Raw genomic sequence first — 13,973 nt, forward strand, 5'->3', positions numbered from 1 at the left:
GAAAAATTACACCTTCATAACGCCGCCAGTGCTCGCATTGGTGACCAGCTTGGAGTAACGCGCCAGGTAGCCTGTCGTTACCTTCGGCTCGAAGCCTTTCCAATTTGCTCTGCGTTTCTCGAATTCTTCATCCGAGATTTGCAAGTTGATTGTACGGTTCTCCAAATCCAGCTCGATGATGTCGCCGTTCTCGACGAAAGCAATCGGACCGCCTTCAGCGGCTTCCGGAGAGATGTGACCGATGGAAATACCGCGGGAAGCACCAGAGAAACGTCCGTCGGTAATCAAGCCGACTTTAGCACCCAGACCCATCCCAACGATTTGCGATGTAGGGGCCAGCATCTCAGGCATACCGGGTCCACCCTTCGGACCTTCGTAGCGGATAACGACAACGTGACCTTCTTTAACGTGTCCGTTCGCAATACCGTACAAAGCGTCTTCCTGGGAATCAAAGCAGATAGCAGGCCCTTTGTGATAGCCGCCGACGGATTTGTCTACCGCTCCGACTTTGATAATGGAGCCTCTAGGCGCCAGGTTACCGAACAATACAGCCAGACCGCCGCGCTCGGAGTGTGGGTTATCCAACGGATGGATAACATCCTTATCCAGAATTTCGCAGCCTGCAACATTCTCGCGAAGCGTTTTGCCTGTTACAGTAATGCAATCGCCGTTCAACGCGCCCGGCTTTTTCAGCAGCTCGTTGATGATTGCGCTCACGCCGCCTGCATTGTGTACATCTTCGATGTGGTAATCGGATGCAGGTGCAATTTTGGCCAAATGTGGCACGCGGTTCGCGATTTCGTTGATGCGCTCGATCGGGTATTCGAAGCCCGCTTCGTGTGCCAACGCCAACGTATGAAGAACCGTATTCGTGGAGCCGCCCATCGCCATATCCAAAGCAAACGCGTTATCGATCGCTTCCATCGTAACGATATCGCGAGGCTTGATGTCCAGCTTGATCAGTTCCATCAACTGCTTCGCGGAACGCTTCACGAATTCTTTGCGGTCTTCGGAGATCGCAAGGATTGTGCCGTTACCAGGCAGTGCAAGACCAAGGCCTTCTGCCAGGCAGTTCATGGAGTTCGCCGTGAACATACCGGAACAGGAGCCGCAAGTCGGGCAACCGTATTGCTCCAGCTCAAGCAAGCTTTTCTCGTCGATTTTGCCGACTTGGAAGGCACCTACGCCTTCAAAAACGGAAGTCAGGGAAATCGCACGGCCGTCGCTCGTTCTGCCGGCTTTCATCGGGCCGCCGCTGACGAACATCGTCGGGATGTTCACGCGAAGCGCGCCCATCATCATCCCTGGGGTGATTTTGTCACAGTTCGGGATACAAACCATACCGTCAAACCAGTGAGCGGAAACAACCGTCTCCAAAGAGTCTGCGATAATCTCACGGCTTGGGAGGGAGTAGCGCATACCGATGTGGCCCATCGCGATCCCGTCGTCTACACCGATCGTGTTGAACTCGAATGGAACGCCGCCCGCTTCGCGGATCGCTTCTTTTACAATTTTACCGAATTCCTGCAAATGGACATGGCCCGGAACAATATCAATGTAAGAGTTACATACCGCAATAAACGGTTTATCGAAATCTTCTTCTTTAACGCCGGCTGCACGCAGCAAGCTGCGGTGAGGAGCACGGTCGAAACCTTTTTTAATCATGTCACTTCTCATTTTTGGCTTGGACATTAGACGTAAGGCCTCCCAGTATGGTGTAATTAAGATATTCCCTTAACGTGGTTCTATCATTCTATAAATTCTATCATGTTTGCACAGAAATGAAAATGTTCAGACACGAAATAATGATGGAAGCCTTTTGCCCGCATGCACGTATTCATGTATAATCAAACTACGACAGCAGCATTAATAGAACGGAGTGTGGGCGAACATGTCTGAACTGGATTATTTATACGACTCGACCGAGGATACGACGACCCGGTTTGTCTGTTTTGTGGGCGAATCGATGCGCCGCTTTGACTTGGCGATTACGAACACGAACCGTTTCTACGGTAAAAAAATGGTCACCGACCTGCAGTCCGGCCGTACTGCCGTTATCGGGCCCGATGACTTGCAGGAGGAAGGCTACATCGAGCACGTCTACAAAGTAACCGAAGAAGAAGCGATAGAGCTGACGCACTTCTTGGAGCAGATCGTCGGCACGATTCATTTCACCGATATTTAAGCGACAGCCCGGAACAGGAAAGACCGAATCAAACGCCTTGAAACGGCGGAGGATTCGGTCTTTTTGCTTCAATCAGCATTATTTTGAACACTGGGGGGTGCCACACTTTTGTAATCGACAGTTTATTCCCAGTGTATAGCAAAGCGCTATTTTAGGCCGCAATTGTTACACCAGCGTCGAACCGCCGTCTACGACTACGATCTGTCCTGTGGAATATTTTTCGCGAATGAAGTACAGATACGCCTCGGCTGCGTCTTCCGGTTCTCCCACCCGGCCAACAGGGAGGTTTTTTCCGACGTTCTCATACATCGCGTTCCTGTCTTGTTCGGGAATGCCGTCCCACAGTTCCGTACGCATGAGTCCGAGACAAACGGCATTGACGCGCAGCGGGCCAAGCTCAACGGCCAGCGCCCTGGTCAGTGCCTCAATAGCGCCGCATATGCTGGCTGCGACCGTCAAGCCTTTTTGCGGCCTGGCTCCGGCGGCGCCGGAAGTCAACGTGATGGAACCGCCCTGTCTCATGTTCCTGCTGCCGTACTTAGCGGCCATGAACGCCCCCCAGTACCGCAGGTTGAAAGACCGGCGCGCCGCGTCTACATCCATTGCGCTGAGGCTTTCGACTTGCAAGGACTCGCCGGCGGTGAAAACCAAGTGGTCAAATTCGCCGATTTGGTCGAATAATTCGCGAATCTCATCCTCATTCGTGAGATCGGCCGAATATCCTTCCGCGCCGTGGGGAAGACGCGATATGGCCGCGTCAACTCTCTCTTTTCGGCTGGATACTACGACTACGGACGCCCCTTCCCGCGCTGCAGCTTCGGCTGTTGCGAATCCGACTCCGGACGTTCCTCCAAGGAGGATAATACGCTTGCCTTTCAATGTTCTACTGCATTCGTTTTGGTCTGGTTTTATCATACAATCTCCCTCTTTATGCGTTATGTTTTTAGGCTTCAGGCTTCAGCTCCGTTCCTCCTTCACTACGGGCGACAAGTCAATTATAATTTGAGTTGTAACTGACAAACAGGTCTTCATTTATAGTATTATTCGGGATACTGCTATAAATTCTATTACGATGGGAGACTATCATCATTATGAATAATGAAAGAAGACGCAAAGAACTGGCCAATTTCCTCCGTACCCGCCGCGAACGTTTATCTCCGCATGAGGCGGGACTGCAGGCTGGAGCCTCGCGCCGCCGTACGCCTGGCTTAAGGCGGGAGGAAGTGGCAAGCTTATCGGGCATTTCCTTGCCCTGGTACACCGCGCTCGAGCAGGGGAGGGATATCCAAGTGTCGGAGCAAGTGCTGGAGAGTCTGGTCCGGGCACTCCGGCTCAGCAACGACGAACGCAACCATCTTTTTGCTCTGGCGAACCCTTCTCTGCCTCCGAATGCAGCGGCTGACGAATCCGTTCCTCCGGCTCTTCAGCAGATTCTCGACAGGTTGGGAACCTACCCGGCCTATGTGATCGACAAACGCTGGAACGTTTCTGCATGGAACCAAATGGCAAGCAATTTATGCGGAGACTTTCATCAATTGAAGGAAATCGAGAGAAATATGCTTTGGCGCGTCTTCGTGCTGGAGAAAAATAAAGCTCGCATCGCCAACTGGGAAGATGTCGCAACCTTACTGCTGGCCCATTTCAGAAGCCGTTATGTCTTGCACATGAACGATCCGTGGTATCAGGAATTAGTTAGTAAGCTATGCGAGAGCAGCCAAGAATTCAGGGAGTGGTGGGGACGGCATGACGTTTCCGGGAATTCGGAAGGGGAACAAGTGATGCTTCATCCCGAAGCAGGCCGGCTGACATTTCGCTACAATACTTTTGCTGTCTCTGAAAGCGGCGACTTCGTGATGAGGGTATACACGCCAATCGAAAATACGGGAACTAACGAACAATTAGAAGGTTTATTGTAAAATGAGGGGCTTTCCCGCCAAAAGGAAAGCCCCTACCGTGAAAAGTTTAGACTCCACACCATGGTTACCAAAAAAGCTTATCCAACTTTTAAACTTGGATAAGCTTTTTTGGTAACCATGCGACAAGGTCTTTTGAAAGGATATCCAGGTACTTCTGTTTACCGCTTTACCAGATCTTCACGAACCGGTGTAAAGGTATCCAGCAGAATGCTCGGCTCCAGCGCGAGCGCGCCATGCTTCGCACCGCTTGGGATATAGATCGTTTCGCCCTGACCGATGACATGCTTCTCGCCGTCAATCGTGAATTCAAGCTTGCCCTTCAGGCAGTAGGACAGCTGCTCATGCGGGTGGCTATGTACGTAACCCTCGGCATTGGCCTCAAAGTGAACTTCCATCATCATGATCGTTTGGCCCGGCTCGAAGATTTTGCGCTTAACGCCCGGCTCCGCATTTTCCCATACTCCAATGTTACTCATCTGGTATCCTCCTAAAGAATGAAAATGGCGTCTATGATCCGAAATAATCATTTCTATTATACCTGAAAATGGTTGCGGTTGAATTGTCTTTTTTTCAGCTGCGCTTGTCGGAAACGCAGATTATGAAGTTATGCACGATAACGAGTATAATACATGCCGTTTTCCTGTTGCATGACGTTTACGTTTACGTCCACCCCTACCCATCGGGGCACTTTCACTGGAAGGACAAATGCCGTTCCAGCCTGCTGTAGGAGCTAATACTATGTGATTAACCAACCCTATAGCTATGCTGTACAGCTTGAAACGGCAGGAGGTGCTTTTCGTGAAAATCGTCATCATGGCCGGAGGAATGGGATCGCGGTTCTGGCCCCGGAGCGTAGCAGCGATGCCCAAGCAGTTTCTTGCCATGCAGGATGCCGAATCGCTTCTTCAGCAAACGTATCGGCGTTTTGCGCAATTCATCCCGAAGGACAATATTTATGTCGTTACCGCCCAGCGCTACGTTTCTCTTGTGAATGAGCAGCTTCCTGACCTCACAGCAGATCGCCTCCTCGTTGAGCCCGATCAGCGGGATACGGGTCCCTGCATTGCCTTTACCGCCATTTCATTCCTGAAGCAAGGGATCGACGATGTGCTGGTGACGGCTCCGTCCGACCAATTCATTGCCGACGGGCAAGCTCTGTTCGATGCTGTGAATGAAGCGGTAGAGGCCGCTGCCCGTGTGCCTGCCATCGCCACCTTAGGCATTGTTCCCACACGTCCTGAAACGGGCTACGGCTATATTCACACATCGGATACCCCTCTATTCGGCAACGTATACCCGGTACGCAGCTTTATAGAGAAGCCTTCTCTGGAGACAGCCAGGAAGCTGCTGTTAAGTCGTTCCATGTACTGGAACAGCGGCATCTTCGTATGGCGGCCCTCCACGATTGCCTTTTACATGAAGAAATATCAGGAGGCACTTTGGCATGCACTCACCAATGCCATGGATGCCGCTGCGCCATCCGTTGAAACCTTAGAGCCCTCCCAAACCCTCTCCAATACGAGACACAAAAATCGGCAATCAACCGATCTTGCGGCTGTTTATAAGCTGCTGCCCAAGCTATCCGTCGATTACGCTATTCTCGAGAAAGCCGAAGATGTCTATACGATCCCCGTCCAGTTTGATTGGGATGATGTCGGTACCTGGTCCTCTCTGCAGCGCTTCGGAAAGCCCGACCGCGATGGCAATCATCTTCACGGCTCGATCCATACGGTCCAAGCGAAGAACAACATCGTGTATTCGGATAAACAATCCATCATCATCGGTGTGCAGGATCTGATTATCGTATCGACGAAGGACGGCCTGCTCGTCTGCCATCAATCCGATGAGCATTTAATCAAGCAGGCGCTCAGCGCAAGCGGCATTACCAAACCGACGAAAGAGGTGTAACTGTGGCGAAAGCATTAATTACTGGTATTTCCGGTTTTGTGGGAAGTCATATGGCCGAGTTTTTGTTAAAGAAAAATATCGAGGTTGTGGGCACTATTCGCCACCGCAGCCGAATGAATCATATTGAGCATTTGCTGCAGGACATACGGTTGATCGAATGCGAGCTGCGGGATCCCTTCTCGGTAGAATCCTTAATCGGGGAAGAAAAGCCGGATTATATCTTTCATCTGGCGGCACAAAGCTTCGTTCCGACCTCATGGAATTCGCCGATCGACACCATTCATAACAATGTAGCGGGTCAGGTCAATATTTTCGAGGCAGTTCGCCGGTTCCAGCTCGACACACGCATCCAAATCGCCTGCTCCAGTGAAGAGTACGGTCAAGTAGAGCCCGATGAGGTGCCGATCCGGGAGGATAATCCGCTTCGTCCGTTAAGTCCGTACGCCATCAGCAAGATGGCCCAGGACTACTTAGGCTACCAATATTACAAAAGCTTCGGACTGCACGTGGTCCGCACCCGCACCTTCAACCATACCGGTCCAAGACGGGGCGAAAATTTCGTCACATCGAACTTTGCGAAGCAAATCGCCGATATCGAGAAGGGAAAGCGCGCGCCGATCATTTATGTCGGGAATCTTGAGGCCAAAAGAGACTTTACCGATGTCCGGGATGTCGTCCGTGCCTACTGGCTTGCACTGCAAAACGGCGAACCCGGTGAATGCTATAACATTGCTTCGGGCTCCTGCTGCACGATCAAGGAAATGCTGGAGCTCTTGCTCTCGTACAGCAACGTTCAAATTGAAATCAAAGAAGATCCGACGAGACTTCGTCCTTCCGATGTGGAAATATTGCTTGGAGATTACTCCAGATTTCATCAGACAACCGGATGGACGCCTGAAATTCCTTTTGAGAAGACGATGCTGGATTTGCTCAACTATTGGCGCTCTTTCCCTTAAACAGACGCCTGCAGAGCGAACACATTCAGTTAGGAGGCAACCGAGTTGAAGCAGGTGAAAAAGAGGGCCCTTACCCTGGCAAGAAGCAGGCGGGCTAGCAAAAGAAAACGGCCCAGGTCCCGCAAAAGCCTGATCTCTACGTCCATTGTTGTCAAAAAGAAGCGCCGGGCCAAGGGGTTCAGAGCAGGAAGGAAAGCAAACTCGGCAGCACATGCCGGCCGAACCAGACCTTTTCGAAGATCCGTCGCTAAGGCGCCTGCTACTCCGCGGATTCACAATCATCCTGCCGGCTTGCCTGCTTCCGAAGTGATGTACGGCCACTTTGAGGTACCGTCCCTGAAGCGGAGCCCTGAGGGAAATGTGCCCCCTACCCGGTTCGGGAAAAAGGTAACCATCATCCTTCTTACATGGAACGGATTGGACTATACGAGGCTGTGCCTGGATTCATTAAAGCCGACGGTCATTGGAAATAACGTGGACGTCATCGTATTCGATAACGGAAGCACGGATGGAACCGTTGCGTATTTACGCACCCTGCCTTGGATCAAGCTGCTAACCTCACATCATAATATCGGCTTTGTCGCAGGCAATAACATCGCTCTCGCGCATAGTGACCCGGCAAGCGACGTACTGCTGCTGAACAACGATATGATTATTCAGCAGGGCAACTGGCTCCATCTCCTTCAGGAAACAGCCTATCAGGCGCCGAATATCGGCATCGTCGGCTGCAGGCTGTGCGGGGTTGACGGGAAGCTGCACCACGCCGGAACGTATATTTATCCGGATAACCTGATGGGACATCAAATCGGAGGATTGGAAACCGATGTAAACCAATATAGCTTCATTCGCGAGGTTCAGGGCATTGTCTTTGCTTGCGCGTATATTAAACGTGAAGTGCTGAACGCTTTAGGCGGGCTCGACTCCCGATTTTTTTCCTATTTCGAGGATACGGACTTTTGCTTAAGCGCCATCCAGGCCGGTTTTAAAGTGGTCTATGACGGACGGGTCAACCTGACCCATTTCCACAACACGTCCACTCGCGTCAATAATGTCAGCTTTTGGGATATGTACAACAAATCCAAGGAGGTTTTCAGGCAAAAGTGGCAGCTGCCGCTTTGCGCCCAGTACGAAAACGGAGTCAATTTCCGATCCACGGTCAACTTGCCGATCTATGGCTATGCAGAATCAGCCAAAAATTTGATGCTCTCGCTGGATCAGCAAAAGTTGCTTGTGTCTTACCGGTATCTGTATGGCCCCGGCACACCTATAGGGTTGGAGGAATCGGCGGACGACAGCGACCAGCGGATCCTGTTTTTCCGCAACCGCGAATTCCATCCGGGTTACGCCGAGATTGTGTACGGACAAGGCGACGCCTTTTACCGCAATACCGGCCGGTACAAAATCGGCTTCACGATGCTGGAGGTGAACGGTCTTCCGGCAGAATGGGTAAGGCAGTGCAACCTGATGAATGAGGTATGGGTCCCTTCGCATTTCAATGCAGCGACGTTCCGCGCAAGCGGCGTTCGAGTACCGATCCACGTCATTCCGCTTGGCATTGATCCGCAGTATTTCAATCCCGGTATCCGCTCGCACCGGATGTCGGACCGATTCACCTTCTTGTCGATCTTTGAATGGGGGGAACGCAAAGCGCCCGAGCTTCTGCTGCGGACGTTTGCCCGAACGTTCAACCTGCACGATAATGTGCTCCTGATTTGCAAAATTACGAATCATGACCCTTCCATTGATGTGCCGACGGAAATCCGCAAGCTGAATCTGGGGCCCATGAGCTCCCGAATTCTGATCCTGCACAACAACCGAATTCCGTCGGAAACGATGGGCTCTCTTTACCGTTCCGCCGATTGCTTCGTCCTGCCGACCCGTGGGGAAGGCTGGGGAATGCCGATCATGGAGGCCATGGCTTGCGGACTGCCCACCATCGCTACGGCCTGGAGCGCGCAAACGGATTTCTTGAACGAAAATACCGGCTACCCGCTCCACATCAAGGGACTCGTCCCTGCCGAAGCCCGCTGCACGTATTACCAAGGCCTACAGTGGGCGGAGCCTGATACGGATCACTTATCGTTTTTGATGCGATACGTTTACGAGCATCAAGACATTGCCCGGGCGCGAGGACTGCATGCGTCCCAGCAAATTTTGACGAATTGGGCCTGGAGCCGCAGCGGAGATCACATGAAACAACGGTTGATTCATATTTAAGAGAGAAGCTTAGCCAACAAAAGGGGGTTATCCTGGTGATCCATGGCACTGCTGCTGCAAGGACGAAACGGAGCAAGAAGCGCAGCCGTACGCCGCTGCGCTTCGCGCGCGAGCGCAAGCCCCGCAGCGGGCCGCTCGCCAAGCCGCGGCCGCGGCTGCGTACCCGCCGGCGGCGCAATCGGCGCCAAAGCCCGGACGCGCCGCCGCGGTCCAGGCCCCGGCTAGCAGCGAGGCCGACGCCGCAGGCGCCCGCTGCGGGAGCGCCGGCGGCCGCGTGGCCGGCGGCAAGCCCTGCGCCGTCGCCGTGGGCAAGCGGCGGGGCCGGCGCGCTCGCGCCGACGGGCGTCAATCTGATCGGCCTCATCCGATCAGAGATTGGCGTCGGCGAGTCGAGCCGGCTGGCGGCTGCGGCGCTCGATGCCGCGGGCGTTCCTTTCGGCATGATCGATCTGCCGGGCATCAGTCTGTCCCGCAGCTGGGATACAACCTGGCTGCATAAAGAGATGAGCGCAGCTCCGTTCCCGGTCAATATTTTTCACCTGAACGCGGATGTGATGCCGATGGCTCGGTCACACTTCGGCAGCGAGCTGTTCGAGGACCGATATAACATTGGCTACTGGCATTGGGAGCTGCCTATTTTCCCGGATGAGCAGTTAGGCGGCTTTGCCCAGCTGCAGGAAATCTGGGTTCCTTCCCAATACGTATTTGAAAGCCTGCTGCCAAAATCACCCGTCTGCGTCGTTAAAATACCGCACGGCATTTCGATGCCTCCTCCTGTCGACTTGCCAAGAGAATACTTCGGGCTGCCGAGATCCCCCTTTTTATTTTTGTCCATGTACGATTCTTACAGCTTCCAGCAGCGCAAAAACCCTAAGGCCGCCATCGAGGCGTACCTTAGGGCATTCCCTGAACCGAAGCCCGATCAGGTCGGACTTGTTATCAAGATTAATAATGCGCACGAGCAGGACCTTGAACAGGTGAGGGCTTTCACAGGAGGAAGGCCGGATTGCCATATCATCACGCCTGTGCTCAGCCGGATGCAGATGAATGCACTGCTCCATTCAGTGCAATGCTTCGTATCCCTTCATCGCTCGGAAGGCTTCGGCCTGGGCTTGGCGGAAGCCATGTATCTCGGCAAGCCAGTCATCGGAACGTACTGGTCCGGCAATACAGAATTCATGAATCCTGCCAACTCCTGTACGGTCGACTTCTCTCTCGTACATGTCGGTACCGATCTCGGTCCTTATCAGGCTTATCAGCTGTGGGCGGAACCGAATCTGGATCATGCGGCTTATTATATGAAGAGGCTGCTCACGGATACCGTTTGGCGGAATACGTTGGCCGATAACGGCAGGCAAACGATTCACACCTATTTCTCTGCGCCGTTAGCCGGGCAAAGAATTCGGGAGCGGCTCGCTCAGCTCGGATTTTGAAGCCTGCTCTTGCGCCTGCTCCTGCTCGAACGCCTCGGTGCCTTTGCGGGAGAACCAAGGGATGACCAGCGCATTGATCAGCGCAAAAGCAATCAACCCGACAAAGACTGCGCCCTTCAATTCCTCTACAAACAGGATGAGCACGAGCATCGTGATTCTCGCAATGTTCAACAGCCACTCCCGCCAAACAAATATTCTCGCCTGCTCAATCGCCGAATGTCTGCTGATCGTCCGGAACTGTCTGGTATTCCAGACGGTTCCGAAATAAAACATCCCCACCGTCGTTAAAATATTCGAGGCTACCAGCAGGGGCGCCTTTGGCAGCAGGGGCAGCAGAAAGCCTGCGGAAATAAACAGCATGCCGATCGTCAGCCAAACGCCCTCTCTCGTCTTCAGCCGGCGGTACAGCATCATCGCAACGATCGTCGAGGTCGCATACAGCACGTTCAATAAGGCAATCACGAGCTTATCCTCGGATACGGAGAACGTAAAGATAAGAGCGAACAAGCCTTGAAACTGCAGAAATATGCCTGCGGACAAGCAGGAGGGCACCATCCATTTCAAAGCGCTGGAGGAAAATACTTGCTGAAAGCGCATACGGCGAAAAAGCGGTTCTTTCACTTCAGCCAGCGTAATCGGCGGCGTTACGAAGGAAACCGCCATCAAAATCGTGACAAACAAAAACATGAGCAGAAATGACCCCGAATAGCCGATCCACTTAATAATAAAAGCAAACGCGATCGGATTAATGATGGATACCACTTGACCGATAATACTCGCAATCGAGAAATAACCTTCAAAATCTTTGCCTTTGCCGAAAACGCAAAGCGTTATATTTTGCGCCGAGGCGTAGAACCCCCACATGATCCCGATCGGTACCCCGATGCAGGCAATCCATAGCAGACGATTATCCAGCTCCAGGAAAGACAGCAGCAGGAAGGTGATCCCTCCGCAAATGGCGGTGGAACGGATCAGCAGCCGCGTCGAGAAGCGCGACAAAAGCCTCGAGCCGACAGCAAACGCAAGGCTCCAGGTCAAAAACATGATTAAATTGAACCAGGTCACATCAAAAATACTTCGGCTTTTCTCCCAAATATACAAATTAACGAAAATACCGATGTAGTTAAAAATAATCATGGAAGACGCGTTCATCAACAGCAAACGCTTGATTTGGCTCGTTACCTGCACTGGGTTTCATCCGCCCTTGTCGTGGAATAAGGTAATCTTATTCCCGTTTCAAGCCCCCGTCAATAGGAATTTGAACCCCTGCGTCCGGCCTGCAGCCAGTCTGTGCAAGCCCCGACGACCAGGGGTTCCAACTGCTATACAGCTCCCGCCTGATGCCCTGTTTAGAACGTACAGAACAAATCGGATACCTCACGGCCGTCCTGATAAAATGCCATCAGCTGCTCATAGCTTTGGACGGGAATCACCGCATCGTTGAAGTCGATGACCGATATCTTAGGAAACAGCTCCTCCAGCAGCCGGTACAGCTTCGCCGGGTCCTCATTGAAAATGCTCTGGTACGCCTTCGGATTAAATTCAACGATCAAATCCGGCCGGAACCTTTGAATCGTTTCCCTCGCTCCGTTGAGCGCATGAATCTCGGCACCTTCAACATCCAGCTTAATCAGGTCGAGTCGGTCCAGTCCCTCTTGCCGCACCCAATCATCGATTTTCACACACTGAATCACTTCCTGCACCCCATTATTCGCATGAGGTGTCGTGATATGGGACCAGGCGCTCCCAAAATCCACGTAGGTGAAGGCCATCTCGATATTATCATCGTATACCCCCCGCTGCACCGGAGTGATATTGGGCAAAGCATTGATCCGAATATTTTGCACCAGAAACGGAAAGCTGAAGGACGACGGCTCGAAAGCATACACCCTCCCCTGCGGTGCCAAAATGCCCATCGCCAACGCTATGGCGCCGATATTTGCCCCGATATCCAGGCAGACCGCATCCGGTTTGGTCAAATGACGGGCCAAAAAATTCATAATATGCGGCTCATAATAGCCCTGATTGTGCTCGATTCCAGCCAAAATCTGATCTTCCTTATTGGAGAACATTGCAAAAACTCTCGGTGTAAAAGGCAACCGCATCGTAATATTTTTCATCTCACACGCTCTCTTTCTTCCGTATCTATTTTTATCTTATCTGCTTCAACCGTCTATACCATTAATCGATAAGGTGCATTTATTGTTATATGACATTTCGTCCCTATAGGAGTGATTATTGTGCATCTTTCAGAATTAAAGGGAACCTATGACGCTATTTTTTCGCTTGGCAATAACTGCCTGCCTTCCATTCAGCTGGAGAAAAATAATATTCGTCCGTATGCCGGCGTTCTTGACTGGATGGACTCCCAAAGTCTGCCCCACGTCAATATGCTGCTGAAAAACCGGTTTGAGGACTTCCTGGATCCCCATCATCTCATCCCGCTTGGACCTTCAGGAGATTTCCTGCTTGTTCTGGACAAAAAGTATGAAGTGACGGTTGTTCATGATTTTCCACTCATTCGAAACAACGCCGCCCATTTATCGAGCTATCCGGAAGTGAAGCAAAAGATGCATCGCCGCATTCAACGTTTTTTCGATAAGCTGCAAACGTCACGGCGTATTTTGTTCGTTCGCGTCGGGGGAAGCTTTGAGGAAACACGCGAGCTGCAGTCGATTTTATCCGGCATGGTGAAGCATGATTTTCACATCCTGCTTGTGAATCATCAGCCTGGTCTAGTCAATGTGGTCGAAAATCATTGGCCTTTGGAAAAAGTATGTTCTCTTTCGCTTCCTTGGGTTGCGGACCTTCTGGAAGGAAACAATGCGCATTGGATGGGCATCTTTACAGGCATTCACTACAACAGCCACGCGTATCGTCCCACTCCCTGACACCCTACTCCTCTGAGAAAACTTGACACTTAATGAACAGGGGACCGGTCAATAAGGCCGTGTGCGTGGTTGAGCAAACACTCACATAATACAGAGGCTCCGGCACCGACACACCGGTTTCCTCGTATTCCAATAAAGTCGTCGTAGTGGAATAGCACGTTTCATCGGAGCTGTACAGCACCGGACCGAAGGGGGACCCCTGATGCAGCACAATTTCCATACGACCTAGATCGGCACCTTTCCTCTTTTCCCAGCATAGCTCCATCTCAAGCAATATTCGATCCTCCGCAGCAACACCTGGGATGGAGAATGAAGTGACCACGTGCTCCTGCGCTCCCAACTGGACGGGAGGGACGACAGGATATTGCCTTCCGCTAATATACTTCAGCATGCTGCTCACCCGCTTTTTATAAAATGCAACGTTCTCTATTGCCTATTCTGTCTTGATGCCAACATGAGTCGTTAAT

The 13,973-nt window shown here is 52.0% G+C and carries 13 protein-coding genes; 7 read left to right on the forward strand and 6 right to left on the reverse strand.

The window, feature by feature from the left end:
- Positions 1-6: 6 nt before the first annotated feature.
- Positions 7-1,692, reverse strand: a complete 1,686-nt coding sequence (gene ilvD / locus CF651_RS09330) for a dihydroxy-acid dehydratase (RefSeq protein ID WP_094014589.1) — start codon at positions 1,690-1,692, stop codon at positions 7-9.
- A 199-nt stretch (positions 1,693-1,891) separates the two neighbouring features.
- On the opposite strand from ilvD, the gene CF651_RS09335 reads away from it, so the two are divergent.
- Complete coding sequence (locus tag CF651_RS09335; RefSeq protein ID WP_094014590.1) at positions 1,892-2,185, forward strand: DUF3055 domain-containing protein; 294 nt, start codon at positions 1,892-1,894, stop codon at positions 2,183-2,185.
- Between the two features lie 165 nt (positions 2,186-2,350).
- Here the strand turns inward: CF651_RS09335 and CF651_RS09340 are convergent, their stop codons facing one another.
- Positions 2,351-3,100: an SDR family oxidoreductase gene (locus tag CF651_RS09340; protein ID WP_094014591.1), complete on the reverse strand. Its 750-nt coding sequence runs from the start codon at positions 3,098-3,100 to the stop codon at positions 2,351-2,353.
- A 176-nt stretch (positions 3,101-3,276) separates the two neighbouring features.
- Here CF651_RS09340 and CF651_RS09345 point away from each other — a divergent pair, with 176 nt between their 5' ends.
- A complete protein-coding gene (locus CF651_RS09345) occupies positions 3,277-4,101 on the forward strand; it encodes a helix-turn-helix transcriptional regulator (protein ID WP_094014592.1) in 825 nt (274 codons plus the stop codon).
- Between the two features lie 158 nt (positions 4,102-4,259).
- Here CF651_RS09345 and CF651_RS09350 read toward each other — a convergent pair whose 3' ends face one another.
- Entirely contained in the window at positions 4,260-4,577 is a 318-nt protein-coding gene (locus CF651_RS09350) for a cupin domain-containing protein (RefSeq protein ID WP_094014593.1), read from the reverse strand.
- 322 nt (positions 4,578-4,899) lie between these two features.
- Between CF651_RS09350 and CF651_RS09355 the strand changes: the two genes are divergently transcribed.
- Genes CF651_RS09355 through CF651_RS09370 form a run of 4 tightly spaced genes read left to right on the forward strand, consistent with a single transcriptional unit; the run spans position 4,900 to position 10,615 of the window.
- Entirely contained in the window at positions 4,900-6,009 is a 1,110-nt protein-coding gene (locus CF651_RS09355; RefSeq protein ID WP_094014655.1) for a mannose-1-phosphate guanylyltransferase, read from the forward strand.
- Positions 6,010-6,011: 2 nt separating this feature from the next.
- Complete coding sequence (locus tag CF651_RS09360; protein WP_094014594.1) at positions 6,012-6,965, forward strand: GDP-mannose 4,6-dehydratase; 954 nt, start codon at positions 6,012-6,014, stop codon at positions 6,963-6,965.
- 54 nt (positions 6,966-7,019) lie between these two features.
- On the forward strand, positions 7,020-9,182 hold the full coding sequence (locus CF651_RS09365) for a glycosyltransferase (protein ID WP_245855818.1): 2,163 nt from the start codon (positions 7,020-7,022) through the stop codon (positions 9,180-9,182).
- A 35-nt stretch (positions 9,183-9,217) separates the two neighbouring features.
- Positions 9,218-10,615, forward strand: coding sequence for a glycosyltransferase (locus CF651_RS09370; RefSeq protein ID WP_245855806.1), 1,398 nt, complete (start codon positions 9,218-9,220; stop codon positions 10,613-10,615).
- On the opposite strand, the gene CF651_RS09375 is transcribed toward CF651_RS09370, so the two are convergent.
- Together CF651_RS09375 and CF651_RS09380 are read right to left on the reverse strand one after the other, a co-directional pair.
- Positions 10,568-11,803: an MFS transporter gene (locus tag CF651_RS09375; protein WP_094014595.1), complete on the reverse strand. Its 1,236-nt coding sequence runs from the start codon at positions 11,801-11,803 to the stop codon at positions 10,568-10,570. The two genes, CF651_RS09370 and CF651_RS09375, sit on opposite strands and share 48 nt — an antisense overlap.
- Before the next feature lie 161 nt (positions 11,804-11,964).
- Positions 11,965-12,735, reverse strand: a complete 771-nt coding sequence (locus CF651_RS09380; RefSeq protein ID WP_094014596.1) for an FkbM family methyltransferase — start codon at positions 12,733-12,735, stop codon at positions 11,965-11,967.
- A gap of 120 nt (positions 12,736-12,855) precedes the next feature.
- Between CF651_RS09380 and CF651_RS09385 the strand changes: the two genes are divergently transcribed.
- Positions 12,856-13,506, forward strand: a complete 651-nt coding sequence (locus CF651_RS09385) for a DUF1796 family putative cysteine peptidase (RefSeq protein WP_094014597.1) — start codon at positions 12,856-12,858, stop codon at positions 13,504-13,506.
- 4 nt (positions 13,507-13,510) lie between these two features.
- Here CF651_RS09385 and CF651_RS09390 read toward each other — a convergent pair whose 3' ends face one another.
- Positions 13,511-13,897 carry a hypothetical protein gene (locus tag CF651_RS09390; RefSeq protein ID WP_094014598.1) on the reverse strand — a complete coding sequence of 129 codons (387 nt, stop codon included), beginning with the start codon at positions 13,895-13,897 and terminating at the stop codon, positions 13,511-13,513.
- Between the last annotated feature and the right edge of the window lie 76 nt (positions 13,898-13,973).

This window comes from Paenibacillus rigui (assembly GCF_002234615.1).
Classification (GTDB): Bacteria; Bacillota; Bacilli; order Paenibacillales; family NBRC-103111; genus Paenibacillus_S; species Paenibacillus_S rigui.

Bases quoted from the DNA above. Each gene is read 5' to 3' on its own strand.
- CF651_RS09340 (WP_094014591.1), bottom strand. From the start codon at position 3,100: ATGATAAAACCAGACCAAAACGAATGCAGTAGAACATTGAAAGGCAAG.
- ilvD (WP_094014589.1), bottom strand. From the start codon at position 1,692: ATGTCCAAGCCAAAAATGAGAAGTGACATGATTAAAAAAGGTTTCGAC.
- CF651_RS09345 (WP_094014592.1), top strand. From the start codon at position 3,277: ATGAATAATGAAAGAAGACGCAAAGAACTGGCCAATTTCCTCCGTACC.
- CF651_RS09380 (WP_094014596.1), bottom strand. From the start codon at position 12,735: ATGAAAAATATTACGATGCGGTTGCCTTTTACACCGAGAGTTTTTGCA.
- CF651_RS09350 (WP_094014593.1), bottom strand. From the start codon at position 4,577: ATGAGTAACATTGGAGTATGGGAAAATGCGGAGCCGGGCGTTAAGCGC.
- CF651_RS09390 (WP_094014598.1), bottom strand. From the start codon at position 13,897: ATGCTGAAGTATATTAGCGGAAGGCAATATCCTGTCGTCCCTCCCGTC.
- CF651_RS09335 (WP_094014590.1), top strand. From the start codon at position 1,892: ATGTCTGAACTGGATTATTTATACGACTCGACCGAGGATACGACGACC.